This window comes from Bacillus sp. JCM 19034 (genome assembly GCF_001310635.1).
Classification (GTDB): domain Bacteria; phylum Bacillota; class Bacilli; order Bacillales; family Bacillaceae_D; genus Halalkalibacter.
Window position 1 is genome coordinate 616,515 of the sequence record NZ_BAXR01000001.1, and the last position, 24,074, is coordinate 640,588.

Annotated in this window: 26 protein-coding genes, 1 tRNA gene and 4 pseudogenes; 10 read left to right on the top strand and 21 right to left on the bottom strand. The window is 37.2% G+C overall.

Annotated features, from left to right (window positions below; translation table 11 throughout):
- Positions 1-103: 103 nt before the first annotated feature.
- Positions 104-2,827 (bottom strand): annotated as a pseudogene (acnA, locus tag JCM19034_RS03280) (aconitate hydratase AcnA).
- Between the two features lie 318 nt (positions 2,828-3,145).
- Between acnA and sspO the strand changes: the two are divergent.
- Together sspO and JCM19034_RS03290 are read left to right on the top strand one after the other, a co-directional pair.
- Positions 3,146-3,337 carry a small acid-soluble spore protein O gene (gene sspO / locus JCM19034_RS03285; protein ID WP_062047237.1) on the top strand — a complete coding sequence of 64 codons (192 nt, stop codon included), beginning with the start codon at positions 3,146-3,148 and terminating at the stop codon, positions 3,335-3,337.
- A complete protein-coding gene (locus tag JCM19034_RS03290) occupies positions 3,324-3,500 on the top strand; it encodes a small acid-soluble spore protein P (RefSeq protein ID WP_062047239.1) in 177 nt (58 codons plus the stop codon). The genes sspO and JCM19034_RS03290 overlap by 14 nt, the downstream gene beginning before the upstream one ends.
- A gap of 12 nt (positions 3,501-3,512) precedes the next feature.
- Here the strand turns inward: JCM19034_RS03290 and JCM19034_RS03295 are convergent, their stop codons facing one another.
- The 3 genes and pseudogenes from JCM19034_RS03295 to JCM19034_RS03305 all read right to left on the bottom strand — a co-directional run.
- Positions 3,513-4,004, bottom strand: a complete 492-nt coding sequence (locus tag JCM19034_RS03295; RefSeq protein ID WP_062047241.1) for an acyl-CoA thioesterase — start codon at positions 4,002-4,004, stop codon at positions 3,513-3,515.
- A gap of 17 nt (positions 4,005-4,021) precedes the next feature.
- Positions 4,022-5,400, bottom strand: a pseudogene (gene selA / locus JCM19034_RS03300) (L-seryl-tRNA(Sec) selenium transferase).
- A gap of 85 nt (positions 5,401-5,485) precedes the next feature.
- Positions 5,486-5,677 (bottom strand): annotated as a pseudogene (locus JCM19034_RS03305) (Rdx family protein); the annotation flags it as partial.
- Positions 5,678-5,841: 164 nt separating this feature from the next.
- Here JCM19034_RS03305 and selD point away from each other — a divergent pair.
- Positions 5,842-6,897: a selenide, water dikinase SelD gene (gene selD / locus JCM19034_RS03310; RefSeq protein WP_370621807.1), complete on the top strand. Its 1,056-nt coding sequence runs from the start codon at positions 5,842-5,844 to the stop codon at positions 6,895-6,897.
- Positions 6,898-7,036: 139 nt separating this feature from the next.
- On the opposite strand, the gene phnC is transcribed toward selD, so the two are convergent.
- The 8 genes from phnC to JCM19034_RS03340 all read right to left on the bottom strand — a co-directional run bounded on the left by phnC (position 7,037) and on the right by JCM19034_RS03340 (position 13,505).
- Positions 7,037-7,780 (bottom strand): phosphonate ABC transporter ATP-binding protein, encoded by a 744-nt coding sequence (gene phnC, locus JCM19034_RS03315; RefSeq protein WP_062047249.1) that lies wholly within the window; start codon positions 7,778-7,780, stop codon positions 7,037-7,039.
- 70 nt (positions 7,781-7,850) lie between these two features.
- Entirely contained in the window at positions 7,851-8,609 is a 759-nt protein-coding gene (phnE, locus tag JCM19034_RS03320) for a phosphonate ABC transporter, permease protein PhnE (RefSeq protein ID WP_062047250.1), read from the bottom strand.
- Between the two features lie 16 nt (positions 8,610-8,625).
- On the bottom strand, positions 8,626-9,522 hold the full coding sequence (gene phnD, locus JCM19034_RS03325; RefSeq protein ID WP_062047252.1) for a phosphate/phosphite/phosphonate ABC transporter substrate-binding protein: 897 nt from the start codon (positions 9,520-9,522) through the stop codon (positions 8,626-8,628).
- Between the two features lie 22 nt (positions 9,523-9,544).
- The gene (locus JCM19034_RS03330; protein ID WP_062047254.1) at positions 9,545-10,579 is read right to left on the bottom strand and encodes a glycosyltransferase family 4 protein; all 1,035 of its coding nucleotides are present in this window, start codon (positions 10,577-10,579) and stop codon (positions 9,545-9,547) included.
- Entirely contained in the window at positions 10,551-11,474 is a 924-nt protein-coding gene (locus tag JCM19034_RS24565; protein ID WP_370621793.1) for a SelB C-terminal domain-containing protein, read from the bottom strand. Before JCM19034_RS24565 ends, JCM19034_RS03330 begins: the two co-directional genes overlap by 29 nt.
- 50 nt (positions 11,475-11,524) lie before the next feature.
- Complete coding sequence (locus JCM19034_RS24570; RefSeq protein WP_370621794.1) at positions 11,525-11,704, bottom strand: hypothetical protein; 180 nt, start codon at positions 11,702-11,704, stop codon at positions 11,525-11,527.
- Positions 11,701-12,462, bottom strand: a complete 762-nt coding sequence (gene selB, locus JCM19034_RS24575; protein ID WP_370621795.1) for a selenocysteine-specific translation elongation factor — start codon at positions 12,460-12,462, stop codon at positions 11,701-11,703. Before selB ends, JCM19034_RS24570 begins: the two co-directional genes overlap by 4 nt.
- 83 nt (positions 12,463-12,545) lie before the next feature.
- Positions 12,546-13,505, bottom strand: a complete 960-nt coding sequence (locus JCM19034_RS03340) for a bile acid:sodium symporter family protein (protein ID WP_062047256.1) — start codon at positions 13,503-13,505, stop codon at positions 12,546-12,548.
- 105 nt (positions 13,506-13,610) lie between these two features.
- On the opposite strand from JCM19034_RS03340, the gene JCM19034_RS03345 reads away from it, so the two are divergent.
- The gene (locus tag JCM19034_RS03345; protein ID WP_062047258.1) at positions 13,611-14,252 is read left to right on the top strand and encodes a LacI family DNA-binding transcriptional regulator; all 642 of its coding nucleotides are present in this window, start codon (positions 13,611-13,613) and stop codon (positions 14,250-14,252) included.
- Entirely contained in the window at positions 14,174-14,590 is a 417-nt protein-coding gene (locus JCM19034_RS03350) for a substrate-binding domain-containing protein (protein ID WP_082393705.1), read from the top strand. The genes JCM19034_RS03345 and JCM19034_RS03350 overlap by 79 nt, the downstream gene beginning before the upstream one ends.
- A 141-nt stretch (positions 14,591-14,731) precedes the next feature.
- On the opposite strand, the pseudogene kduI reads toward JCM19034_RS03350, so the two are convergent.
- From kduI to JCM19034_RS03375, 6 genes and pseudogenes are all read right to left on the bottom strand, one after another.
- A pseudogene (gene kduI / locus JCM19034_RS03355) lies at positions 14,732-15,561 on the bottom strand (5-dehydro-4-deoxy-D-glucuronate isomerase).
- A gap of 22 nt (positions 15,562-15,583) precedes the next feature.
- Entirely contained in the window at positions 15,584-16,354 is a 771-nt protein-coding gene (gene kduD / locus JCM19034_RS03360) for a 2-dehydro-3-deoxy-D-gluconate 5-dehydrogenase KduD (RefSeq protein WP_062047262.1), read from the bottom strand.
- 108 nt (positions 16,355-16,462) lie between these two features.
- Positions 16,463-17,083 carry a DeoR/GlpR family DNA-binding transcription regulator gene (locus JCM19034_RS03365; RefSeq protein ID WP_231686782.1) on the bottom strand — a complete coding sequence of 207 codons (621 nt, stop codon included), beginning with the start codon at positions 17,081-17,083 and terminating at the stop codon, positions 16,463-16,465.
- The gene (locus tag JCM19034_RS22765; protein ID WP_231686783.1) at positions 17,077-17,223 is read right to left on the bottom strand and encodes a DeoR family transcriptional regulator; all 147 of its coding nucleotides are present in this window, start codon (positions 17,221-17,223) and stop codon (positions 17,077-17,079) included. The genes JCM19034_RS03365 and JCM19034_RS22765 overlap by 7 nt, the downstream gene beginning before the upstream one ends.
- A 71-nt stretch (positions 17,224-17,294) precedes the next feature.
- Positions 17,295-17,858 (bottom strand): hypothetical protein, encoded by a 564-nt coding sequence (locus tag JCM19034_RS03370; RefSeq protein ID WP_062047264.1) that lies wholly within the window; start codon positions 17,856-17,858, stop codon positions 17,295-17,297.
- Between the two features lie 186 nt (positions 17,859-18,044).
- A complete protein-coding gene (locus JCM19034_RS03375; RefSeq protein WP_062047266.1) occupies positions 18,045-18,413 on the bottom strand; it encodes a sensory rhodopsin transducer in 369 nt (122 codons plus the stop codon).
- Between the two features lie 270 nt (positions 18,414-18,683).
- Here JCM19034_RS03375 and JCM19034_RS03380 point away from each other — a divergent pair, with 270 nt between their 5' ends.
- The 3 genes from JCM19034_RS03380 to JCM19034_RS21515 all read left to right on the top strand — a co-directional run bounded on the left by JCM19034_RS03380 (position 18,684) and on the right by JCM19034_RS21515 (position 19,503).
- Positions 18,684-18,881 (top strand): helix-turn-helix transcriptional regulator, encoded by a 198-nt coding sequence (locus JCM19034_RS03380; RefSeq protein WP_062047269.1) that lies wholly within the window; start codon positions 18,684-18,686, stop codon positions 18,879-18,881.
- A 13-nt stretch (positions 18,882-18,894) separates the two neighbouring features.
- Entirely contained in the window at positions 18,895-19,284 is a 390-nt protein-coding gene (locus JCM19034_RS03385; protein ID WP_062047271.1) for a hypothetical protein, read from the top strand.
- Between the two features lie 122 nt (positions 19,285-19,406).
- A tRNA-Sec gene (locus JCM19034_RS21515) sits at positions 19,407-19,503 on the top strand.
- Between the two features lie 241 nt (positions 19,504-19,744).
- Here JCM19034_RS21515 and JCM19034_RS03390 read toward each other — a convergent pair.
- The 3 genes from JCM19034_RS03390 to JCM19034_RS03400 all read right to left on the bottom strand — a co-directional run bounded on the left by JCM19034_RS03390 (position 19,745) and on the right by JCM19034_RS03400 (position 23,115).
- Positions 19,745-20,050 carry a hypothetical protein gene (locus JCM19034_RS03390; protein ID WP_062047272.1) on the bottom strand — a complete coding sequence of 102 codons (306 nt, stop codon included), beginning with the start codon at positions 20,048-20,050 and terminating at the stop codon, positions 19,745-19,747.
- A 270-nt stretch (positions 20,051-20,320) separates the two neighbouring features.
- On the bottom strand, positions 20,321-21,604 hold the full coding sequence (locus JCM19034_RS03395) for a hemolysin family protein (RefSeq protein ID WP_062047274.1): 1,284 nt from the start codon (positions 21,602-21,604) through the stop codon (positions 20,321-20,323).
- A gap of 257 nt (positions 21,605-21,861) precedes the next feature.
- Positions 21,862-23,115, bottom strand: coding sequence for a hemolysin family protein (locus tag JCM19034_RS03400; protein ID WP_062047276.1), 1,254 nt, complete (start codon positions 23,113-23,115; stop codon positions 21,862-21,864).
- Positions 23,116-23,373: 258 nt separating this feature from the next.
- On the opposite strand from JCM19034_RS03400, the gene JCM19034_RS03405 reads away from it, so the two are divergent.
- Both JCM19034_RS03405 and JCM19034_RS03410 read left to right on the top strand, forming a co-directional pair.
- The gene (locus JCM19034_RS03405; RefSeq protein ID WP_062047278.1) at positions 23,374-23,784 is read left to right on the top strand and encodes a hypothetical protein; all 411 of its coding nucleotides are present in this window, start codon (positions 23,374-23,376) and stop codon (positions 23,782-23,784) included.
- Positions 23,785-23,822: 38 nt separating this feature from the next.
- Positions 23,823-24,041 (top strand): GTP-binding protein, encoded by a 219-nt coding sequence (locus JCM19034_RS03410; RefSeq protein ID WP_062047280.1) that lies wholly within the window; start codon positions 23,823-23,825, stop codon positions 24,039-24,041.
- Positions 24,042-24,074: the final 33 nt, after the last annotated feature.

Genomic DNA, 24,074 nt, shown 5'->3' on the forward strand with positions numbered 1-24,074 from the left:
ATGCAAATTTATCATGATCGTTAAATAAGTGCGTGTTTCTAAAATTACTCAAAAAAATGCCACAAAGACATTTAAAAAGTCTTTGTGACACTTTTTTATTGAATTAAGCTTTTGCTTGTGCAAGCTTATTACGTAAAACCATTTGTAAGATACCACCATGACGATAGTAATCCATTTCAACTTCACTATCGAAGCGAACAACCACTTCAAATTCAGTCGTTGTACCGTCTTTAGCTGTTGCAACAACTTTAACAACTTCACGAGGTTTTACATCATTTGTAATTTTAACATCAAATGCTTCTTCACCAGTTAATCCTAAAGTATCAGCACTTTCACCTTCCTTGAACTGTAAAGGTAATACACCCATAAGTACAAGGTTACTGCGGTGAATACGCTCATAGCTTTCAGCAATAACTGTTTTAATACCAAGTAGATTTGTTCCTTTAGCTGCCCAATCACGAGAGCTACCCATTCCGTAATCTTTCCCAGCTAAAATGGCAAGTCCAGTTTGATCTTCTTTATATTTCATGCTGCATCATAGATCGCCATTACTTCACCAGTTGGCCAGTAAGTTGTATAACCGCCTTCTGTACCAGGAGCAATTTGGTTACGGATACGGATGTTAGCAAATGTACCTCTCATCATAACATCGTGGTTACCACGTCTTGAACCATATGAGTTGAAATTCTCTTGGCTCTACGCCTTTTGAAATCAAATACTTACCTGCAGGTGTATCTTTACCAATCGCACCAGCTGGTGAAATATGGTCTGTTGTAACCGTATCTCCAAATTTACCAATGACACGTAGTGAGGACAATGGTTTAATATCCTCAGGTTCTGGAGAAAGATCTTCAAAGAACGGTGGGTTAGCAATATAAGTAGAGTCATCATTCCACTTATAAAGAGCCTCATCAGTCGTTTGAATCTTATTCCAGCTTTCATTGCTATCAAATACGTCTTTGTATTCACGATGGAATAATTCTGGAGTAACCGTTTCTTTAACAACTTTCGAAATTTCTTCAGCAGAAGGCCAAATGTCATCAAAGAAAACATCATTGCCTTCTAGGTCTTTTCCTAGTGAATCATTGCGGAGATCGATATCAACCGTTCCTGCTAAAGCATATGCCACAACGAGTGGAGGTGAAGCTAAATAGTTCGCTTTAACTAACGGATGAATACGTCCTTCAAAGTTACGGTTACCTGAAAGAACAGAAGTTACCGTTAGGTCGTTTGCAGCTATAGCTTCTTCGATCTCGTCTGCAAGTGGACCAGAGTTTCCGATACATGTCGTACAGCCGTAGCCGACAATATTAAATCCTAGCTTCTCCATATATGGAAGCAGGCCAGAATCCGTTAAGTATCCTGTAACAACCTTTGAACCAGGTGCTAGTGATGTTTTGACGAAATCAGGAACTTGTAAACCTTTTTCAACTGCTTTCTTAGCAACTAAACCTGCACCAATTAACACATAAGGATTTGATGTGTTCGTACAGCTAGTAATCGCTGCGATCGCAATAGAACCTGTTGTCATCGTCGTTGTACGACCATCGTTAAGTTTCACTTCGACTTCTTTATCAAATTCTGCTTCCGTTAAACCAAGTCCTTGTGTACCTTGTGGTGCAACAACTGCATTACGGAATGACGATTGCATGTCATTTAATTCGATTAAATCTTGCGGACGCTTCGGACCAGAAAGATTTGCTTCGATTGTACTTAACTCAATTTCAACAATATCCGTATAGCGAGGATCAGCTGTTTCACCAGGTACGTAGAACAAACCATTCGCTTTACAATATTCTTCAACAAGCTTAATTTGCTCTTCAGAACGTCCAGTTAAACGCATGTAGTTTAATGCTTCTTCATCTACTGGGAAGAAACCACATGTCGCACCGTATTCAGGAGCCATATTTGAAATCGTCGCACGGTCAGCAAGCGGCATAACAGCAAGACCTGGGCCGAAGAATTCAACAAACTTACCAACTACCTTCTTCTCACGTAGTACTTGTGTCACTTTTAACGCAACATCTGTAGCTGTCGTTCCGCTTGGAAGCGTACCATTAAATTTCACACCGATTACTTCAGGTACTGGGAAATAAGAAGGTTGACCAAGCATTCCTGCTTCAGCCTCAATACCACCAACACCCCAGCCAAGTACGCCGATACCGTTAATCATTGTAGTGTGAGAGTCAGTACCAACTAAAGTATCTGGAAAGGCAACTGTCTCACCGTCCTCTTCGACAGAGTGAACGACATTTGCTAAATACTCTAAGTTTACTTGATGGACGATACCTGTTGCTGGTGGAACCGCACGATAGTTATCAAATGCTTTTTTCGCCCAACTCAAAAATTCGTAACGCTCTTGGTTACGCTTGAATTCAAGGAACATATTGTGTTCTAATGAATCATCTGTTCCTGCTTTATCAACTTGAACAGAGTGATCAATTACTAGATCAACCGGGATTTCTGGGTTAATTTGATCAGGATTTCCGCCCAAATCAGCCATTGCTTTTCTCAAAGAAGCTAAGTCAACAACAGCAGGAACCCCTGTGAAATCTTGAAGAATAACTCGTGATGGTTTAAAAGGTACATCAATATCCTTTAACTTGTCAGTACCCCAATTAGCGAGATTTTCTACATGCTCTTTTTTGATTACGTATCCATCGTATTGGCGAAGGACTGATTCGAGCAAAACTCTAATTGAATATGGAAGACTTGAAACGTTTCCAACACCAGCATCTTCTAATGCTTTCAAAGAGTAATAGTTAATTGTTTTTCCATCCACAGAAAAGGATGAACGTGCGTTAAATACATCTTTACTTTGCGACATATGTATGCCCCTCCTTTACAAAACTATCATACATCAACTTTTTTCTATTGTCTAAATATGTGGTCTACAAGTAAATGAAGCGCTTTAATCACTAACTTGTAAATAGCCCTATTTAAGAATATCAAAAGTTGTCAAAAGAATAAACGTCTTTTTCTATTTTTCTTGATATTGGTGAATCTTTTCATTCCCCTTACGTAGTATAGCACGTATGCTTACTATTACTCAAAATACTAAAGTTATGACAGAACACTCGCTAAAATCTGGTTAAGTGAATAGTTCCGATCATTGGACAAACAATACATATTGGAGGTGTTATCAATGGTCAAAAAGAAATCAAATCATCAAGTCACAAACATGACAGACAAAAATGCCAAAGGCAAAGATGCCGGTATAAATAGTTTCTATATGGAAGAAGCAAGCGGGGAACCTTTAACAGAAATGCAAAGACAAAATAATAAGAAAACGAAAGAAACGACAATAAAAGGAGTTAACAGCGATGACAGAGCATAATACGTACGCAGATCAAAGAAGAAATGCCCAAAAAAATCACCACTCAAACAGCCAACCAGCTCCATTAAGTGGCTCAAAAAAAGTAAAAAAACGTAACCATACACATCAAGCACACGCAGGAAGAATTAGTAATCATCTTACAAGCCCCTATCATCCATTTTAGGGGCTAATTTATTCATTCAGTAGCGGATCTGTTTCTCCGTTCTTCACGACGTTGCTGTCGTAATAAGTGACGCTTCTTTGCCCCGTTATATTGCCATTTTTCTTCGTCTGATACACAAATAACCGGGGGAACTTCGGTTGGCTTTCCCGATTCATCTAATGCAACAAACGTTAAATAAGAGGTAGCGGTTAACCGCCTTTCACCTGTCAATAAATTCTCAGCCTCAACTTTTACATACACCTCCATTGAGGTTTTATGTGTAAACGTAACGAAGCTTTCTAAACAAATCGCTTCTCCTGCCTGTATTGGAGCAATAAAATCTAAGCTATCGCTTGATGCCGTAACGACCATTGAACGAGCATGCCTCATCGCACTTATGCAAGCCACTTTATCAATGTATGCCATTACGTTCCCTCCAAAAATCGAGCCTAAAAAGTTTGTATCTGGAGGCAAAACAAGATCGGTCATTACTGCCTTCGATTCTGAAGCTTTCTTCCCTTCCATATGATCCCCTACCTTTATCATTTAAGTACATCAATTAGTCGACTAGCTAACAAGTCATACTCATTTTCTTCTATCGTCCGAAAATCAAACATAAGTGTACCATCCTGTATTCGACTTATAACAGCTGGTGACCCAGTACGCAATCGGGTATGAAGTAGTGTCGATTTATGAGAATGCCTAGTTAAAGCGAGTAAATACGTATCAAGTTTAACTTCCGGCATCGTTCCGCCGCCAACTTGTGATGTGCCACTTAGTAATTCAAATTGATAATGACCCTCTATAAGGGGTATAAATCGCTGTATTTTTTCGTAGATTTCTGCTTTTGTTTGCAAAATCGCACGTAATGTTGGGAGCTCCTTTTTCGCCTGATCTTTATCTTGATACGCGATAAGCGTTGCCTCAAGTGCAGCTAATGTCATTTTATCAACTCTTAGTACACGGGCAAGCTGGTCTTTTTTAGCATATCAATAAGCTGCTTTTTCCCAGCAATTAACCCTACTTGTGGACCACCTAGTAATTTATCGCCACTAAAGCTAACAAGATCCGCATGCTTTAACGCTGCTGCAATTGTCGGTTCAGCACCAATTCCATCTTGACGAAAATCGTATAAAGCACCACTGCCTAAATCTTCATAGAAGATAAGGCCCCTATCTTCGGAAATCTGCTTTAATTCATTTGGTGGGACTTCTTGCGTAAAACCAATCACCTTAAAATTACTCGTATGAACCTTCATAATCATTGCCGTTTGCTCTGTTATCGCTTCGTCGTAATCCTTGCGATGAGTTTTATTCGTTGTACCTACTTCAACAAGCTTCGCTCCACTTTCAGCCATGATCGATGACACTCGAAAGGAACCACCAATCTCTACAAGCTCACCTCTTGAAACGATCACTTCACGATCCTTTGCAAGAGATTTTAAAATGAAATAAACAGCTGCTGCATTGTTATTAACGACCATCGCTGCCTCAGCACCAGTTACTGCTTTTAATACCCCTTCAATGACATCATGACGGGAACCACGCTTACCTTTTTGTAAATCGTATTCTAAATTTGAATAATTTATCGCTACATCGCGAACATTTTGCATCGCTTTTTCACTTAGTCGTGCACGACCTAAGTTAGTATGTAACACTGTGCCAGTCCCATTAATAACCGTTTGTAATCGTTGTAAGGAATGCTCACTGAGACGCTCTGATAAAATGGAAAAGATCTCGTCTGTTATATGTAGCTGTTGGTCATCTATTTGACTATTTACTAGCTGATCTCGTAATTCAGCAACCGCCTCTTGTAAGCATTCCGTTGCTCTTTGTTTCGACATGCCTTCTAATAGCTGACTAAATCGCTTGTCCTGTTGTAGTTCATGAATGGCTGGTATTTGCCTTAATAAATGATTCATTTCATCACCTTTTTAAATAATAGTAGAGAATTAGCACCTTCCGAAGAATAATTATTCTTTCAAGAAGGAGCTAAGAATAACGGGGTTACGAAGAAAGCTGCTCCATTATGGTGATAATATCCTTTGGATCTGGAAATTCCCCTGTTTCCTTTTTTGAATAAATCAATTGATTATTGACAACAATTTCAAAGACACCACCAGAGCTTGTGATTAACGTAACTTCCTTTATTTTCCCACGAAAATGTTCCAATATTTCATCCGTGAAACTCACGGCTTTTGGAGCGTAGTTTCACATCATACAAAATTCTACACTAACTTTAAATTCCATTATAATCAAACTCCTTTACATTGAATTCATCTCTATTGTAGGATAATACAGGATAGGATGCAAAACATATATTATACCCTTAAATGGAGGTGCTCACCTTGGAAAAGAAAGATATGATTCGTTTAACTTCTTTTTCTACAAAAGCAGGTTGAGGATGCAAAATTGGTCCTGAAGACCTGTCGCAAGTTTTGCGACATTTACCTAAACAATCACACGATCCAAATCTACTCGTTGGTCTAGATACATCTGATGATGCCGGAGCTTATCAAGTAACGGAAGATTTAGCTTTAATCCAAACGGTTGACTATTTTACGCCGGTTGTTGATGATCCATATATGTTCGGGCAAATTGCCGCCGCTAACGCCTTAAGTGACGTTTATGCGATGGGAGGAAAACCGACAACTGTCATGAATATCGTTGGCTTCCCTATCACTCAGCTGCCTCATGAAGTATTAGCTGATATTTTGCGAGGGGCTGCTGATAAAACGAAAGAAGCAGGAGCCGTCATAGTTGGTGGTCATTCGATTGACGATCAAGAGCCGAAGTTTGGCTTATCAGTTACTGGTCTAGCTCATCCAAAACGCATTTTTAAAAATGTCGGTGCAAAAGCTGGTGACCAATTAATATTAACAAAACCAATTGGTGTTGGTATTTTAACGACAGGTATTAAACGGGCTGCTGTGACTGATGAGCAAGAACGAGCAGTTACTGATACAATGGCTGAACTAAATAAAGTTGCAGCGAGCCAGCTCGAGTGTCTACATCCAAATGCTGTTACTGATGTTACTGGTTTTGGGTTATTAGGTCATAGCTTTGAAATGGCAAGAGGTAGTAACGTGACATTTAAGCTTGATTATCAATCGATTCCAATGCTTGACGGTACCATTCAACTTGCAAAGGAAGGGATTATTCCCGGAGGATCCAAAGCAAACGTACGCTGGTTAAAGGACTCTGTCCAATATGATCAGTCACTAACGGAGGTAGAACAGCACATTTTATGTGATGCGATTACGTCCGGTGGGCTATTAATTTCCATGCCAGAAAATGAAGCAACAGAGTATATACAGCGGATGAATCAAGCCGGAAAAACAGCTACGATCATCGGACAAGTTATCGAACGTCAAAGCGTTCCAATCATTGTTAAAAATAAAGTTGCGTTACAAGATTAATCTTTAGAATGGAACAATTTATTATTTCCTGCAATTCGTCTACGTCGAGAAAATGTTAGTTGCAACAAATTTTTTAGATAAAGAGAAATCCGAACGATCATTTGATTCAGTTCGGATTTCTTTTTTATTCACTTTCTTGTCAAACAATATCTTTATAAATAATAGAAAACTGCTGTTCATCTACATCCTCGGGTTTTCCATCAAAGATCAGCTTTCCTTCACGTAATCCTATAATTCTTGTCGCAAACTGCTTGGCAAGATGAACATCATGTACATTGATAATCGATAATAAATTACGCTCCTCATGAATCCTCTTTAACAACGCAAAAATCTTTTCTGACGTTGACGGATCAAGGCTTGCAACAGGCTCATCTCCTAATAGTAGTTGGGGATCTTGAAGTAGGGCACGAGCAATTCCAACTCGTTGCTTTTGACCTCCACTTAGTGCTTCAACTCGTTTATGAGCATGTTTTTCTAAGCCTACTTCTTTTAATGCCTTGTACGCTCGCTGTTTCTCTTCTTCCGAAAATAGACCGAGTAAATTTTTTAGCGGCGGTCTTTTCCCAAACGCACCCGTTAACGTATTTTGAAAGACAGTCATACGAGGTATTAGATTAAAATGCTGAAAGATCATCACCATATCTGAACGAATTTCTCTCATTTTTCCTTCTGTGACAGTTGTAACATCAACACCATCCCATATAATTTCACCTGAGGTTGGCTGCTGCAAACGATTGATTGTACGAATAAACGTAGACTTCCCAGCACCACTTTGACCGAGAACACAGATAAATTCACCACGTTGCATCTTGAGATGTAAATGATCGATTGCATTTTCATTTGTATTCGGATAACGCACAACTAAATTATTTATTGTTAACACAACAACCCCCCTCTCTTCTTATGTAAACACAACTAACAATAAACCAACTTTGATTATACTTTTGACTGTCTTAAATAACCCTAGCCCGTACCTTTGCACCAACAAAGTCTACAAAAATAACAAGGATCATAATAAGAACAATATCGAGAGCAACAGCTGAATAATAAAAGCTTTGGAAATGATTGAATAGCTGCTGGCCAATCCCTCCTCCGCCAATAAAGCCTAAAATCAACGATGTACGAATGGCCACTTCAAATCGATAAAAATAATGCGAGAGCACGTTAGGCCATATTTGAGGAACGATCGCAAATATATGACCAATCCATCTTGTCGCACCAACAGAGCGCATCGCTTCTTGCGGGCCATCATCGGCAGCCTCAATTAATTCTGATAGTAGTTTCCCTAATACTCCGATATTATGAAGAATAATCGCTAATACAGCTGGAAAAGGTCCTAAACCAAAGGCCGTAACAAAAATAAGCCCAAATACAATCTCTGGTATGGAACGTAAGGCACTAAGCCCACCACGAACCGCTGTGTACATTCCTAAGTTGCCACTCGTATTTTTTGCCGCTAAAAAACTTAATGGAAGTGCCACAATCAGTGCTAGAAAGGACCCAAGGAAGGCCATTGATAACGTAACAAGACTGTGATAAGCCATACTTGGAAAAAGTGACCACTCGATCGGAAAAAAACGTGATGTCATATCAATCATATTGCCAACTTGAAGCAACTTTCTCCATTCAAAATTGGTCATGTTCATACTCCAGAAAAGAGCAAGCAAAAGAAATAGCGTATAAAGGATATAGCGCTTTTTAAACCAAACCATGTCGATGACCCCAATTCTAATCCAACATATCAAACTCGCGTGCTGCTTCTAAAACATCTGCATATTGACTGTCATCAGCTTCCACAAATCGACTCGCTCCACCAAAAACTCGTAAAATCTCTGGATCATCAATTTCATAAAAAGCTTTTTGTATCTCCGTAATTATTTCATCATTCGTTTCAGCAGGAACAACCCATGGATATTGATACAATGGCTCAGACTGCCAAATTATTTTCAAATCTTCACCTAATGTTCCACCTTCCTCTTCATCTTCATTTATTAACGACTCTAATATGGCACTATCGACTGCACCAGCGTCTACCTCACCACTTTGAACTAAACTAGCTACAATGTCATGTGAACCGGCAAATTGAATCTGATTGAAGGAATGCTCGTTTTCGCTATCATAGTACCCTAACTGTCGTAAATGCAAGCCAGGAATTAAATGGCCTGATGTTGAACTAATACTCGCAAATGCAAAGTCAACTTCATTCACATCAGCTAATAAATCATCTAAGTCTTCCCAATTCTCATTATTATTTGTAATAATGTAGGAATGGTAAAAAGAGCTGCCATCGACTTCGATCGTTAAGATGGCTTGTGCCCCACTTTGTTCATGGGCTATCAAATACGTTAATGGACCTAAAAACGCTAAATCTATATGATTATAATTTAACGCTTCAACAACCGCATTGTAATTTGGGTATTGCTCAACAACAACTTGGCGACCTAGTTGTTCTGTTAAAAATTCCTCAAGATTGTTTAACCCTGTTTGCATCTCGCCTGTTGATTGTGATGGAATAACGGCGATTTCAAACACCCCTTCTACATCACGATTCTCATCAGCTTCATCTACCGTTCCACATGCCGTTAACGTTACGACAATCGAAAATATTAGTAACCACTTCTTCATATTTCTCTCTCCTTTTCCCTATTCATTTTAAACAATGTTCATATACTTTCAAAAACTGCTTCATTTCCTTTTTTAAAGAATGATTCCTTTCAATATAGGCCTTTGCTTGCTGCTTTAGTTCTGTTTTCTTGTTTGAATGAAAAATTTCTTTAAATTTCGTTCTAAATTCGGATGGGTGATCAAACAACAGACCTGTTTCGAAATCGGTTATTACACTTTCATTCCCCGCATTCCGGCGTGCCATAACGAGCTTTTCACAATACATTGCTTCAAGTAAAGCGTTAGATTGCCCCTCCGATTTAGACGTATTTAAAACAATCTCTGCTTGCTTATAGACAGCCGCCATTTGTTCAAATGGTACACCTTCTATATAACGAAACCAATCATGCTCTTTCCTTAATTCGTTAACCTGTCTCAATATAGTATGGTCGAGTGGCTCGCCTACAACCGTGAATGTTAAATAAGGATAGTCAACTCGCAATGAATGGAGTTCGTCAAATAAGTAAAAGATATCCTTCACTTCACGTAACCCAGCAGGTAACAAAAAGGCCGGTGAGCCGTCTAATTGGAAAGACACACTTTGGTCCGTTTCAGGTAGCCAAACACTTTGGGGAATCACAAAAACTTTGTCCACAAGTTCCGGATATACATTGATTAATTTTTGATATCCATCTTGACTAAAAACCGTTATCGCACATGACAAATCGATAACAGATTCTACTAAACGAACGACTTCCTCATGCTTTAGATCTTCATTAATATCGGTTCCACCAGAGGTGATAATATATGGCTTGTTCATTTGTAAATGAGCCGCTTTTTTCGTTAACCAGTTGGAAAATCGTTTGAAATGTAAAATATGATAAATATCAGCTTCTCTTAAATAGTCTTCCCATTTTGAAGTCCAAACTTCTTCCTCATAAGCAAAAACATGAATTGTCATTCCCAACTTTTTAAAGCCCTTAACAAGACGTCTTGCTGTTATTGCATTGCCGCGCTGCGAGTAATAATAAGGGGTAAAAAATAAACATTTAGGATGTTGAATTGAGCCAATTTTCAAGCTGATCTACTCTCCATTCCCTTTCCTTCTCATGACGAATCGTTAGCCCTAATTGATCAAGCTTTTCAACGAATGGAACGACGTATTTCCTCGATAATTCAAGAATCTCTTTGGCATCTTGAAGCGAAAATTGCTGACCTGTTTGCTTATACAAGCAAGAAATAGCATGTTTAAATGGCTTTACATGAATAAAAAGCTTCTCATCTAATTGAAACACAAGCTTTTGATAAACCAAATAATGACTTATATCCGAATGAAGCTCATTTGGAATATGTTGTACCTCCAAATGCTCTAGTAGTGGTGTAACTTTTACATGTTCCTTCTCTAAAGCTTGAAGGACATGGTCAACTCTTTTTTTCCATTGTTCTGGTGGATGAGGTTTGAAGGAAGTTAATGCAATGTAGGGCCCCACCCCTTTATACCAATTTTGCTTTACTCCCTCATCTACTAGCCAAGTTATTAGTTTCTTTGGGTATTGATCGACGAACCGTGAAATAAGCTCTGCTTTATTCATTCCTGAACGTAACGGAAAATCGTTATGATAACGAGTAAGCTCTGCTGCAACATGTGATTTTAGTGAGCTTACAACAGCAAGACTTGTTACATCTCCACTAGGTAATATACAAATTGATTTAAATTGTAGAACGTCCCGCTTAAATTCTACCTCTGAAAGGTGTAATTCTTTACAAGCCTCTAGTTGAGATAGTAGCTTCTCTGTCTTCAAGCGCTCTAGTAATTGCTCTTTCGGCGTTAATTGCATTTTTTGCTGTAATCGTTCAATTGTTTTCAAACCGAAACGATACTTTTGTCCATGGGCATCTATAACTACCCCACCACCTATTGTCTCTGGAGGTGTAGGGCGGCGAATGATGAAACGGTCACCTCTTTTCGCCACTATTGGCTCATCAAGACGAAGTTGACAAACGATTTCAACACCGCCCTCAACTAGTTCGTTGCGATCAAAAAGACGATTTCCCCATATACTTCTGCTGTTGCAATATGAACTTTAATTGCTCCTCTTTGTTTTAATACATATTGCAGGTCGTTAACCGTTTTTAAGGAAACATCAATAATGTTCGTCTGATCAAAATGTCCACTTTCTACTAATACATTCCCACGTTTCATTTGATCACGTGCGATCCTCCGAGATTAATTGCTACACGTTGACCTGCCCTTCCCTGTTTTCGCTCTTGCCTATGTACTTGGAGCTGCCTAACACGTACAGGAATTTGTTGTGGGTATAGCTCTAGCATATCTCCTTCTTGAACATTGCCTTCATAAACAGTTCCCCGAACAATCGTACCTTGTCCATGAACCGTAAAAACTTGATCTATCGGTAAACGAAAAGCACCGCTATCATCACGATTCGGTACAGCGTCTAACTCTTTTTTTATCGTAGCTTTTAATTCTTCGATTCCATCCTTAGCTACACTATCTACAAAATGTAATGGTGCCTCCTCTAAAAACGTCCCCTCAATGGAATCACGAATATCGAGCTCAACGATCTCCCTCAACTCTTCATCAATACGATCTACCTTTGTCACGACAACTAGACCACGTTTTATATTTAATAATTGTAGAATTTCCAGATGTTCACGCGTTTGCGGCATAACCCCTTCATCAGCCGCAACAACTAAAAGGACTAGGTCAATCCCAGCTACACCGGCAATCATTTGTCTAATAAATCGTTCATGCCCCGGAACATCTATTATTGAAATTTCCATATCTTCACTTAGTTGTAACGGCGCATAGCCCAACTCAATTGAAATCTTCCGTTCTTTCTCTTCTTTTAATCGGTCGGTATCTATATTTGTTAATGCCTTTGTTAACGTTGTTTTCCCATGGTCAATATGGCCGGCTAGACCGATTGTATAATGTTTCATCATAATACCCTTTCATTGCAAATTCAAAGATTCCTCCATATCATACTACACTTCTTTTCTCTAAACAAAAATGACGCTACTACTTAACTTATAGATTTCATATTTTGATTCATTTTATGTAAGAATGATGTCAATATTTTACCCGAAAGTGCTGCTAGTGTTTGTTGGAACAAGGTTCCTATTACAATTGGCACAGATACTTGTGGAGGAAAATATACAATTGCTATCGTTGCTCCGACGCTAATGTTTCTCATTCCACTATTAAAAAGCATACTAATCGTAACTTGATCATTCGAACGAATCAGCCTTGCAAATACTGCTCCTAGTAAATACCCGAGTGATGCTAAGATGAATACTGTAAACGTTATTTTCATTAAATGTCCATTTAATTGAAATGCAGGTGCCGCAACGGAGCTATTAACAGCAATCACGATTAATAAACTAAACTTTGCAAAAGGGGATAACATTCCCTTTACCGTTTTACTAGATTTTATAACAAATTCATTCATTACTATTCCTAATAATGAAGGAACGACAATCATCCAAAACAAACTTGACATCAATTGTACTATATCCAATTCAATGCTAGCACCGACAAATAGCTGTAAGGATAGAGGAACGAATAACGGTGAGAGTAATGTATTAATCAAAACAATTAATAATGTGACTGATAAATCTCCTTTATATATTGATACCCACATTAAGCTTATAACTCCTGTTGGAATAATAAAGGCAATAATTAATCCAACAATTGTATACAGATCGTCTGTAAAAAAGAGATGCCCGATGCAAAGAGCGATGAGCGGCATGATTAATTGGATAATCATTAATGAGAATAAAATCGGTAATGGATGGAGAAGCGACCTTTTTAATTGGGTAACTTTAATCCCTAAACTACTAACAAACGTAATAAATGCAAAAATCCATGGAACAAGAGGAGCCATTGTATGAAGCCAGCTTGAACAAATTACTCCAATAACGACTGCCGTTGGAGTTAAAAATAGCATTCTTTTTTCTAAAAATGAATTTACTTGCTTTAACATTGCTGCATTCCCCACATTCTAAGACAGTCATAATTCTCTTATCAATCATACTCTATTCTGCTATAATTAGTAAATATAACAACGTTTTCATAAGTGGAGGAACAAATGAGTGTAACAATTAAAGATATTGCTAAAAAAGCTGGTGTTAGTTATTCTACCGTATCAAAGGCTTTACGAGATAGCCCTTTAGTTAAACAACCGACAAAAGTGAAAATTAAACAAATAGCTGAACAATTAGGCTATCAACCTAACGTTGCAGCTAGAAGTTTAGTTCAGAAAAAGTCCTTTACAGTAGGAGTCATATGGCCCACTGTGGAACGTCTAGCACCAGCTTTATTAATTACAAAGTTAAATGAATTACTTGAGGAATATTCCTATACAACCTTACTTTCTATTAATAAAGTTGATCAAGCAATCGCGACATTTAATCGTTTTCAAGTTGATGCGATCATCGTATTTGGTGAACATGATAATGTAAATGAACTTTCCGAAAAATCAACGGTGCCAATTTTACATTATGGTGTACAAACAAAGAAGGATGCTCCAACAATCGATGTGAATCGTCAATACGCCATTAAATTAGCCGTTAAACATTTAAAGGAATTAGGACATCAAAACATTGCCTTTATCGGGACCAGTCGAAGGGAAATACATTACAACTTGCCAAACTGCGGGGGTTTCTTGAAGAAACGGGAATTGAAAACACGAAAGAGAAACATAATTTCATTATTGCTACGAACGGATTAGAGCTTCACGACGGCTATATGGCAGCTAAACAGCTATTTAACAGTAATAACAAAGTAACCGCTGTTGTGAGTGGAAGCTATGATTTGACACGAGGTATTTTACGTGCGGCAACTGAGCTCGGAATTAATGTGCCTAAAGAGCTTTCAATTGTAAGCTATGACAACATACCTCAATCAAAAGATTTACAAATTCATTTAACAACAGTAGGTGTGCCGACGACGAGAATTGCCAATGAAATTGCAAAGTACGTCTTGAAAATGATTGAAACGAAAGAACCGATAAATTCGGTCGTTCTAGAGCCGGAAATCAATATTAAGGAATCAACGCGGCAACTATAAGAAGAACATCTTTTTAAGACTAGTTACGTGCAATGCCTGTACATTTACGATACAGACAGAGTTTTTCAGTTCTTTAATTACGTTTTTTAAAAAAAGGTGTTTTAAAAGGATGATCCCTTTAAAACACCTTCCATTATCAATTTACTTCAGATCTTCCATTTTCACAAAATCCATGTCCTTAAATGTATAGTTTTCTCCTGCCATTGCCCATATAAATGTATAGTTATTAGTTCCAACACCTGAATGGATTGACCATGGTGGAGAAATAACTGCTTGCTCATTTTTCACAACTAGATGACGAGTTTCACTCGGTTCTCCCATGAAATGGAACACTCTTGATTCCTCTTCCATATCAAAGTATAAGTAGACTTCCATACGACGGTCATGTACATGTGCTGGCATCGTATTCCACATGTTATTCGGCTCAAGCAATGTCATCCCCATCATTAGCTGGCAGCTTTGAATGCCATCACCATGAATATACTTATAAATGGTTCGGTTATTTGATTCTGCATCTGAACCAAGCTTCGTTGGCTCCGCATCCGCTATCGGAAGTACTTTTGTTGGATATTGCTTATGAGCAGGACACGAGACTAAATAGAAACGAGCCGGTTAGTAGGATCATCACTTTCAAATGTCACTTCTTTGTTGCCTAAGCCGACATATAAGCAATCACGTTTATTTAATGGGTATTTCTCGCCGTCAACTGTAACCGTTCCATTAGGACCAATATTAACAATCCCAATCTCTCTTCTCTCTAAAAAGTAATCTGTACGTAAGGCGTCACCGGCGTCTAACTTTAACGTTTCACCCGTTGGAATAGCCCCACCTACAACAACGCGGTCATGGTGAGAATACACTAAGTGGATCTGTCCTTCTTCAAATAAAGATTCAATTAAGAATTCCTCTCTTAGTTTATCTGTCGTATATTGCTTTGTATCCGTTGGATTAGCTGCATATCTAATTTCCATGTTACATTCCCCTTTCAAAGTTTCATTGTTTTCGTTTAAGACTCATCCATCCGCCATCAACGCAAAGAACATGACCATTCACATAGCTAGAAGCATCAGACGCTAAAAAGACAACAGGTCCTTTTAAATCTTCTGGTGTTCCCCATTCACCTTTTGGAATGCGTGAGGTGATATACGAATTTCTCGCCTCGTCTTTTCTTAGGGCTTCCGTATTATCCGTTGCCATATAACCTGGAGCGATAGCGTTTACATTTACACCTTTACTAACCCACTCATTTGCAAGAGACTTCGTTAAGCCAGCAACCGCATGTTTGCTCGCTGTATAAGCAGGCACTCGTAAACCACCTTGAAATGACAGCATCGAAGCAATATTAATGATTTTTCCTGATCCCTGCTTAATCATTTGCTTTCCAACTTCACGAGTTAAGCGAAACACTGAATTTAAGTTAACATTAATAACCGCATCCCAATCTTCATCAGAATACTGCTCACTTTCATTTCTTCTAATGATTCCAGCGTTATTGACTAAAATATCAATGCGATCAACCTGCCTCAGAGCATCTTCTACTAGCTCAACCGCAGCACCTTCCTGACTCAAATCTGCCTTAATTTCATAAAACGTACGACCTAAAGCTTCAATTTGCTTACGAGTTTCTGACATGTCACTTATACCAGCCCCAATGACATCTGCCCCAGCCTCTGCTAAACCGATTGCCATGCCTTGTCCCAACCCACGGCTAGCACCTGTTATGAGAGCTATCTTACCATTTAATGAAAAGGGCGTTTGCACCATTCCAAAACCTCCCAATATCGAACGTTATTACGTTCATTTATGTTCGTTACAGTTCGATTATAGCACCCATATTATGAGAATTCAACTTAAAATCAAAACAAACTTTGCTTACGCTCCGACCATTACTGTAACGCCTAACTTCTCTATTTCATTCTTTATATTTTCATCTACTTGGTTATCAGTGACGATCTCATTCACATCCGTTATTTGTGCAAACTGAATCAAACCCACCTTTTCAAACTTTGTTGAATCCGCCACTAATGTAATTTGATCAGCACATTGTAAAATTTGCCTCTTCCACTCAATATGAAAACTGTTTAATACCGTTAATCCATGCTTAACTGAAACTCCTGTGGCACCAATGAATAAGCGATTAACACGTATTCGTTTTAACAAATCGGATGCTTGGATACCAAATAAAGAGCTTGATGTGCCGATTCGTGTTCCACCTAACACCATTAATTGAACAAGCTCTTTACTCATTAATTCATTGGCGATCGTTATATCATTCGTAATAACAGTTACCGGGAAATCTCCTAACAACTTCGCAAGCTTCTGTGTCGTTGAGCCACCGTCCAGCAAGATCGTTTCATTCGGTTTGATTAATGTAAGTGCCGATTCTGATAATTGCATTTTCCGATCATTATGTTTAGACTTTCGTTCATTAATTGGAAAAAGGCTGCCGCTCTCTTCCTTTAAAACAGCCCCACCATGAATTCGTTTCAGCAAGCCTTTTCTTCTAATGTTACTAAATCAATACGAATTGTCTTTTCCGTAACTCCAAGCAATGTACTTAATTCAGATACTTTGACAATTTTCTTTTTTTCTAATTCATTTAATATCGCTTCATACCGTTCAACTGAATGCATAGAATCCTCCAATAAATACAAAGACTAGTTTGTCATTCTATTATCGAACGTAAACGAACATTTGTAAACATTTAATTTTCATCAATATTTAAATTAAATGTTTCCCTTGTTAGAAGCGCTGCACCGTAATTAGATCCTAAGGCTTGTAATATCGCACCAATTGTTGTAATTAGCTGACCTTCTTTTCTTCCTCGTAAATCATAAACTCCACCAATAGCTTCTAAACCAGCACCTAAACCTTGAAGAGCGTTCCCAATTGCATATTCTTCTTCACCTGCAATATGATCAGCTAAAGCACTTATCGAAGCCCCCATTGCTTGAAATGTATCACCAAGAATCCCTAATCGATTAGAATCCTCCTCATTTTCCTCATCAATATCTTGTAAATAAGCAGCTAACGCCGACGTAGCTGCGCCTGCACCATCAATCCAATTACCGGCAAAATTGAGAGGGTCATCTGTCGTAACGGTTCCAATTAAAAATGTACCAGTCGCTTGTAGACCTTCCCCTATTGCAACAAGCTTATTATTAATATCATTTAATCCCGCTAGAGCTCTAATTTCAGCAGCAGCTGAGATAAGTGTACCAATAGCATCCAACCAAGAACCTGTTAACAACTTTTCCTCATCAGTCACTTCATTACCCCACCTTCATTACGCTTTAATATACAGTATGCATACAATTAATTTTCGTATAGTTCAGCTTGAACTATTTTGTAATGTGTGGGCAATCTATATGAATTTTCCTTTCGTGCTGTTTTATAGAAAAAACATCACATCTGAGCATAGTAAGCTCAAAACGTGATGTTTTTATATTGCTTTTTATCTTTTAAGTGGGTATCCAATTGTTGACATAAGAGCTAACTCCGGTTGAGTCGAATCTAGGCGACTATATTGAACAATAATCGGTTCATCGCTTTCAACTTCAATTGCATATGGTACTGCTACGGGGATTTTCTCGCCATTAATTTCTAATTCACTTGTGCGAATATGTTTCGTTCGTTTAGCAGGAACTTCATATCGGATCTTTTCTAACGGATCTCTGTCTTCAAAATAAATCGTAATGAATAATTGTGCTGGACGTTCTTGGCAATTCAGTACACATATTGATTCATGACTAATGAGATCTCCTTTACTTTCTGGAGGGATGTATCCATCTGGAATAAACCATAGCTTTTCACCTTTTTGCATAGTAACCTCTCCCTTTCTATTGATTAACTGTTTTCTATAGATGAAAACAGTTTGGGGTCGTTCTAGTAAACTTTTATCAAACGTTGTTATAACAAGATAATAGCTACTAACCCGGAGTGTTGTAACTGCTTACATTTTACTATTAAACTCTATATCCTGCAATTCTTTCCTTTAAGGTTGTAAAATATGTTTGACAAGTGAATTAATCCTTTAATATAATAATTGTGTAAAATATGTTTGACATCATATGAGTTTAAAGGTGCTGTTTGTATGCAAAATAAAATAAGAAAATATCGTGAAAAAAAGGGGATTTCCCAAGGGGAATTAGCTGATTTATGTAATGTTAGTAGGCAAACAATAAATGCGATTGAAAATAACAAATATGACCCAAGTTTACAGTTAGCGTTTAATCTTGCGAAATCTTTAGATGTAAAGGTTGATAGCTTATTTATACATGAAGAAGATTAGGGGAGATAAAAAAATGAGAAAACGAACAATAGGTGCCATCATATTTGGAATTGCTACTCTAATTGTAATAGGCTTTACTATTTTAAAAGTCATTACTGGAGAAGAGGTTGGATTTAATGAAGTTGTAGCAATTGGATCGTTATTAATGATATTTTTCTCAGCAATTACTTGGGGGAATAAAGAAGATAAAGATGGAATTCTGCTTGAAGAAGAACTCGGACAAAGGATTACAGAGAAAAGTTCAAAAATTAGCTACTATGTTTTACTTATCTTTATTTTACTTGCTGTGGTTTTTGACAAAAACATCAATGGAACACATAACGTCTTTCTATTAGCTATATTAGTCTTAGCAATGATCATATTACCTTTTGTTCAATATTTGTTTACGAAAAAGTATCATTAGCTTCTGTTTATTGAAGAGTTTATACCTCTCTCTCCGATTTTCCACACCATAAATCTTTAAACTTGCTTGTCCTATGTGATTGTTATATAATTTTAAAGTCGTTTATTTAATCAGCAAATCATGGGGCTGGCTGTGATACTGGTGTTCGCCACGGTCTTCAAAACCGCTTGGGAGGCGCGTGCCGTCTCCGCTAGGTTCGATTCCTAGACTGCCCCGCCAAATTAAGGTTTGTAGTAACTGACCCTAATTCCATATCACACGGATTATACTTAAAAATTGCGTAGACCGTGGGAGACCGAGTCGATATGACCGAGTGGAATACATAGACGTTTAATTGCTTTCACAATACTAATTGTGGAGGTTTTTTTATGTTTTATGAACGTAAAACAGTTAAAAAAGGCAGATTTATTGAAGAACCAATTAGTTGCCCCTTTTTATGTTACCTTTTCAGAATCTCAGATTAGTAGTCCTTTTTGCGTCTGATCAATTGCATATATTCAATGTTTCCACCAAACCTAAACGTATGATTTATTTCTAATTGTCGTGTTTCTTCATTATCAGCAATAGTAAATAATATTTCACCTTCCGCTACTCTAATTGCACCAGTAGTAGCCATAATTTTTCGTTGTTCAGCAAATGAGTCGACTTCAACAAATATTGGTTGTGGTTCACCATCATAGATAGGTTGACCGAGTTCAGTCCAATCGATAATTTCAGGTTCTGTCATTCCAAATTGAATTGATAAATGGTGTGTTAGATGTCTCATGATTGTTTTATATTTATAGTGTCGTGGTGCTTCTGTCTCAGTTAGAATAATCCAATTTTATTATTGTATCGGACAATTTGACCACGCTCTAGTTCAGTTGTCGTTGTAATATATCTATCATCATAATCAACGTGGATATTTAATTTTGTGTTTATAACCAAATCCGTACGACTAATAACTTATTTATTATATTATCACATTATTTATCTCTTATTGTATGAAGAACTTGAAGAACCCCCCTGTGAATAAATTCAAGGGGGAAGATTTTTATTAAATAGCTGCTTTTTGCTCAACTTCATTACTATTTTTCTTAATCTTCAGATGAACTTGACGGACTCTCTTTTCTTCTGCCTTCTCAATCTTCAAGATCAAATTTTCATAGAAAAATTCTTCTCCAACTTTTGGAATTCGCTGAAATTCCTCAATTAACCAACCACCCAATGTATGGTTTGAGGTCGTTGGAGCATTAATATCAGCAAATTGGACAAAATCATCAATTGAATAATCAGCATCAACTAGATAGCTAGAAGGTCCGACCTGACTTACTTGATTAACACTCACATCATGTTCATCCCAAATTTCTCCGACAATCTCCTCTAATAAATCCTCTAATGTTACTAATCCTGACGTGCCACCAAATTCATCAATTACAATAGCCATATGAACCTTCTGCTTTTGTAATTCTGGAAGCAAGGATGAGATTTTCATAGATTCGACTACAAATAACGGTTTCCTAATTATTGAATTTACATCTAGCTTCTCGCCATCTTTAATATAGCCAGTTAAAAAATCACGCTCAGACAAGACTCCAATGATATTATCAATATTGCCATCATATACTGGTATTCTCGAAAAATGTTCTTTGAAGAAAACATCTTTGATTTCAGAAACAGGTTGGTTGACATCAACTGCAATCATATCAGGACGTGGTTTTAAAATTTCATGAACAATAATATCATCAAATTCTAAGGAACGCTGTACCATCTCTTTTTCATTTTTACCTAAAACACCCTCATCTTCACTGATTTGTATAAGCATTTTAATTTCTTCTTCAGTTACAGATGGTGAGTTTTCTTTGTTTTTCACAAAAAAGGAAACAAGTTTTTTAATCTGTAGAAACACCCAAGTTACTGGGTAAAACACATGTATCAACAAAAATAGAATGCCTGATGTTTTTAGTGCATATCCTTCAGCATACTCTTTCGCTAATGATTTCGGGATAATTTCACCAAAAATCAAAACCAAAATGGTGACGACAAATGTACTAATAAATACTCCAAGACTAGGGCCAAACAACTGAATCGCAATTTGTGAAGAAAGTGTTGCGGCAGCAATGTTCACAAGGTTATTACCAACCAAAAGGGTTGAAAGCGTCTTATCAAAATTCTCAGCAATGTCTACAGCCTTCTTAGCCCCTCGCCTTCCTTCCTCCTCATAATTTCTAAGTCGGATTTTGTTAACACTTGAAAAAGCAGTTTCAGCTGAGGAGAAAAAAGCAGACAAACCTAATAATATAATAAATAACGCAATCAAACTCGAGGGAACATCGTCCATCTAACATCACACTCCGTATTAGTATTACTTTCATTTTATTACTATTTATTGAGTTTCACTACTGTTTTTTAGAATTGATGTAACTTATATACAGCTAAGAAGCAATGGTTCCTCTCATAAATTCGGGTTATTGTACAGCTACACCCCATAAACAGATAGTATTCGATTATTGAGATCATCATAATTCATTATTGATTGTTAAAACAACTAATTTGCCTATTTCACTTAATTTTTCATATTAAATTATTTAGTTAATTCTATATTTTATCTTGACTTTCTACCTTTATCTTCAATATCCTTCTATCTTCTGCCTCAGTTATAATTAATTTTATACCATCATATATAAACTCTTCGCCCACAGAAGGAACGTAATCAAACTCCTCTGTCAACCAGCCACCAAGAGTATAATTTCGACTATCAGGCAATTCAATTTGGACCAACCTTGCAAAATCATCTAAAGGGAAATCTCCGTGAATTTCAAAATCATTTGTACCAAGTTCTGTTACTTCCTTTGTTTTCTCATCATGTTCATCCCAAATTTCTCCAACTAATTCTTCGAGAATATCTTCCAGAGTTACAATGCCTGACGTACCGCCAAATTCATCAATGACAACCGCCATATGCACCCTGTTTTTTTGAAGCATTCGTAAAAGAGTAGCTATACCTAATGTTTCCACAACAAATAAAGGTTTTCGAATTAACTTTCTTACATCCATGTCTTTATTAGTAACAAGCTGGGAAAGGAAGTCTCTTTCTGAAAGAACTCCTATAATATTATCAATTGAATTTTTGAATACTGGTACTCTAGAAAACCTTTCTCTTATTAATATTGTAGTTATCTCATCAATCGACATGTCGATATCAATCGCAACAAGGTCTGTACGTGGAGTTAAAACCTCAACTACTTTTGTATCATTAAAATCCAAAGTGTTATGAAGAAGTTCCCTTTCACTCGGTTCAATAACACCTTCTTCTTGACCGATTGTAAACATTTCTTTTAATTCTTCCTCGGTAACCGATGGAATAACTTCCGATTTAGATACGAGTTTTGTCATAACTTGTTTTAGCTTAACAAGCAACAAAGTCAATGGAGAGAACAGTTTCATGAGCAAAAGCAATAAAGCTGAAATTTTTAATGCTAATGATTCAGCATTCTCCTTTGCTAATGATTTGGGAAGCACTTCTCCAAAGATAAGGATAAGGATGGTCATGACAATTGTGCTAATAAGTAGCCCTGTATTTCCACCAAATAGGGCAGTAGCTACCTGTGCGGATATTGTAGCTGCTGCAATGTTCACTAAGTTATTTCCAATTAAGATCGTTGAAAGGGCCTGATCAAAATGTTGAGAGATAAAGAGAGCCTTCACACCACCCGGTCTATTCTCATCTGCGTAGCTTTTTAGCCTTAATTTATTTGCACTTGAATAGGCTGTTTCTGCTGAAGAAAAAAATGCTGACAAGATCAATAAGATAATAAGCACGAGTACTAAGTTCAAAGGTATTTCGGACAAGATAAATCTCTCCTATTTAAAAGTGATATCATTAATTTATCCTAAAACTCATTAACAATGACAAAAAAATCACTTTTAATAAAGGCGATTATTATATTTATAATGGACTATTTTTAAAGTCCTTTTAACTGTTTATTCGCTTGTAAATTAACGCTCCCGTTCGTTTTGTAAGGTTAGTTAGACAAGAAAATATTTCTGGTTGACCATCTTTAAGTACTTTATCTAACAGCACCTAATAAAACGTCACATATTCATGTTTTGAATGCTAAAGCTTTTTGGAATACGTACTTTTGTGAACATAGTATTCAAGTAACTGAATCAGATTCATCACTTTCTTTAGAGTATACGTTTGGTGAGTTACTAATTAATCAAATCGAGCAAGCTGGAATAATTCATGTAACAAATGCGGACCAAATTTCTGAAGAACGCTTAGCTGAATTAATCGCTTTTCTCCAAAATCTACAACCGAACGCAATAATTAAAAATGGGAACGATACTAACGACCATTGCGAGAATTCACTATCTTCCTTAAAGGTTACCACTGCAGATGATTTATATAGACACCAAATCAAACTATTTTCATCAAGTAGCAACTTAGAGATTATTGGGCAATATGGGATAGATACTCTCGTCTATCAGCGTATATACCTATTGATTTTCAGGCGTTAGAAAACTTTCTTACGAAGCTCCCTAATGAGGTGTTTCGTATGAAAGGGAGATGCTATAATCCCTCTACCAAACAGCTTCATTCCATTTCTCAAGTTGGAACATCCATACAAGTTGAGACGACGGAAGTCTATCCTGTACCATCAGTTGAAGTTTTAACAGAGTTCCTATTTATAGGTTCTGAATTACATGTTCAAGAATTAAAAAGTATGTTGGATAACTGTTTACAAATGAGTGATCAGAATAAATTGGCTTACTAATCCGTTGGAAGAAGGTAGCTTTTTACCTTTTTC

Excerpts from the sequence above, each read along its gene's own strand:
- sspO (WP_062047237.1), top strand. The coding sequence starts at position 3,146 with ATGGTCAAAAAGAAATCAAATCATCAAGTCACAAACATGACAGACAAA.
- JCM19034_RS03290 (WP_062047239.1), top strand. The coding sequence starts at position 3,324 with ATGACAGAGCATAATACGTACGCAGATCAAAGAAGAAATGCCCAAAAA.
- JCM19034_RS03295 (WP_062047241.1), bottom strand. The coding sequence starts at position 4,004 with ATGGAAGGGAAGAAAGCTTCAGAATCGAAGGCAGTAATGACCGATCTT.
- phnE (WP_062047250.1), bottom strand. The coding sequence starts at position 8,609 with ATGGTTTGGTTTAAAAAGCGCTATATCCTTTATACGCTATTTCTTTTG.
- phnD (WP_062047252.1), bottom strand. The coding sequence starts at position 9,522 with ATGAAGAAGTGGTTACTAATATTTTCGATTGTCGTAACGTTAACGGCA.
- JCM19034_RS24570 (WP_370621794.1), bottom strand. The coding sequence starts at position 11,704 with ATGAAACGTGGGAATGTATTAGTAGAAAGTGGACATTTTGATCAGACG.
- selB (WP_370621795.1), bottom strand. The coding sequence starts at position 12,462 with ATGAAACATTATACAATCGGTCTAGCCGGCCATATTGACCATGGGAAA.
- JCM19034_RS03340 (WP_062047256.1), bottom strand. The coding sequence starts at position 13,505 with ATGTTAAAGCAAGTAAATTCATTTTTAGAAAAAAGAATGCTATTTTTA.
- JCM19034_RS03345 (WP_062047258.1), top strand. The coding sequence starts at position 13,611 with ATGAGTGTAACAATTAAAGATATTGCTAAAAAAGCTGGTGTTAGTTAT.
- kduD (WP_062047262.1), bottom strand. The coding sequence starts at position 16,354 with ATGGTGCAAACGCCCTTTTCATTAAATGGTAAGATAGCTCTCATAACA.
- JCM19034_RS22765 (WP_231686783.1), bottom strand. The coding sequence starts at position 17,223 with ATGCATTCAGTTGAACGGTATGAAGCGATATTAAATGAATTAGAAAAA.
- JCM19034_RS03375 (WP_062047266.1), bottom strand. The coding sequence starts at position 18,413 with ATGCAAAAAGGTGAAAAGCTATGGTTTATTCCAGATGGATACATCCCT.
- JCM19034_RS03380 (WP_062047269.1), top strand. The coding sequence starts at position 18,684 with ATGCAAAATAAAATAAGAAAATATCGTGAAAAAAAGGGGATTTCCCAA.
- JCM19034_RS03385 (WP_062047271.1), top strand. The coding sequence starts at position 18,895 with ATGAGAAAACGAACAATAGGTGCCATCATATTTGGAATTGCTACTCTA.
- JCM19034_RS03390 (WP_062047272.1), bottom strand. The coding sequence starts at position 20,050 with ATGAGACATCTAACACACCATTTATCAATTCAATTTGGAATGACAGAA.
- JCM19034_RS03395 (WP_062047274.1), bottom strand. The coding sequence starts at position 21,604 with ATGGACGATGTTCCCTCGAGTTTGATTGCGTTATTTATTATATTATTA.
- JCM19034_RS03410 (WP_062047280.1), top strand. The coding sequence starts at position 23,823 with ATGAAAGGGAGATGCTATAATCCCTCTACCAAACAGCTTCATTCCATT.